Here is a 1,361-nt window from a genome sequence, read left to right as displayed (position 1 = left end):
GGTAATGTGCCGAGAAGTGTGCAGAAAGTTCGGAGGCAGGAAGATGCCGAAGGAAGGGGTGGCCGTGGTGTAAGTTGATGAATGTCGAGTTCGTCAACCTGCCCTCGGGAGGGCTTACGCCATGGCCACGACCAAGCGTAGTACGAACCGGCCGCCAGTGGAAGCGCTGGTTGCCGGTGACCGGGATCTGATGAAGGCGCTCATGAAGGATGCGCTTCAGGAAGTGCTCGAAGCGGAGATGACCGAGCTGCTGGGGGCATCGCCCAACGAGCGGACCGAGACACGCAGTGGCTATCGAGCCGGTTACTACGGCCGCGGGCTGGTGACGCGCATCGGCAAGCTGGAACTGCGCGTGCCGCGTGACCGTCACGGCGAATTCTCGACAGCCTTGTTCGAGCGCTATGCGCGCAGCGAGAAAGCATTGGTGGCCGCGCTCGCGGAGATGTACGTGCAGGGCGTCTCGACCCGCAAGGTCAAGGCGATTACCGAAGAGCTGTGCGGTCACAGCTTCTCGGCCTCGGCGATCTCTGCCATCAATAAAGGACTGGACGCAACGCTGGCAAAGTTCGCGCACCGGCCGTTAGAGGAAGCTTATCCGTATCTGATCGTCGATGCGCGCTATGAGAAGGTGCGCGAATCGGGTGTGATTCGCTCGCAGGCGGTGCTCATCGCCATTGGTATCAACTGGGAAGGTCACCGGCAAGTGCTGGCCGTGGAGTTGGCAAACCGCGAGAGCCAGTCGAGCTGGAAGGAGTTCTTGCTGGGGCTGAAAAAGCGCGGCCTGTCAGGCGTCGAGTTCGTCGCCTCGGACGACCACGCGGGGCTGAAGAAGGCGATCGGTGAGGTGCTGCCGGAAGCCGCCTGGCAGCGCTGCTACGTGCACTTTCTGCGTAATGCACTGGACTATCTGCCGCGCAAGGCCGATGACGACTGCCTGCAGGAGTTGCGCTGGATGTACGACCGACGCGATCTGCAGGAGGCGCAGCGAGATCTCGCCGCGTGGATCACCAAGTGGCAGGGCAAATATCCGAAGCTGGTGGATTGGGTGGAAGGCAACATTGCCGAGACGCTGACGTTCTACCGGCTGCCGCGCGCGCATCACAAGCATTTGAAGTCGACCAACATGCTCGAGCGCTTGAACGAAGAGATCAAGCGGCGCACGCGTATCGTGAGAATCTTCCCGAACGAGGCTGCCTGTCTGCGCTTAGTCAGGGCGCTCTGCAGTGAAACCCATGAAACGTGGCTGGAGGACAGCCGCTATCTGAACATGGCCCTGCTGGCCGAGCAGAAGAAGGAGTTCTTGCGCGCTGCTGCATAGCGGCGTGCGGCGTTCGGCGCTGCGGGCTACGCCCTTCGCACCG

1 protein-coding gene is annotated in these 1,361 nt (G+C 61.6%); it reads left to right on the top strand.

Annotated features, from left to right (window positions below; all coding sequences use genetic code 11):
• Nucleotides 1-121 precede the first annotated feature (121 nt).
• Nucleotides 122-1,318, top strand: coding sequence for an IS256 family transposase (locus GV035_RS28655; protein ID WP_159839470.1), 1,197 nt, complete (start codon nucleotides 122-124; stop codon nucleotides 1,316-1,318).
• Nucleotides 1,319-1,361: the final 43 nt, after the last annotated feature.

Source organism: Burkholderia sp. 8Y (assembly GCF_902506145.1).
Taxonomy (GTDB): Bacteria; Pseudomonadota; Gammaproteobacteria; order Burkholderiales; family Burkholderiaceae; genus Caballeronia.
Note: the sequence above shows the minus strand (reverse complement) of the source record. Positions and strands in the feature narration are given on the sequence as shown.